1 protein-coding gene is annotated in these 222 nt (G+C 58.1%); it reads right to left on the bottom strand.

Going from position 1 to position 222, the window contains the following annotated elements; genetic code table 11:
- A partial coding sequence (locus AUR66_RS14195) for a thiamine pyrophosphate-dependent enzyme (RefSeq protein WP_269432596.1) occupies positions 1-222 on the bottom strand: 222 nt, incomplete at both ends.

Genomic DNA, 222 nt, shown 5'->3' with positions numbered 1-222 from the left:
CTCGAACCGTTCGAGCGGGTCTCTCTCCCGCCATTCTTCGACTTCTGCCTCGTCCCGGTAGACAGTCGGGTCGTCTGCGGTAGTATGTGCTCCGTACCGATATTGGATAGCTTCGATGAGCGTCGGACGGTGGACATCGTTCACTGTATCCAGCGCCTTCTCACGTGCTGCAGTAGTCACGACGTACATCGCCAGCGGGTCCATCCCATCGACTCTAACACC

Origin of the sequence: Haloferax profundi, from assembly GCF_001469865.1 — an archaeon.
Lineage (GTDB): Archaea > Halobacteriota > Halobacteria > Halobacteriales > Haloferacaceae > Haloferax > Haloferax profundi.
This window is presented reverse-complemented; position numbering and strand designations above follow the sequence as displayed.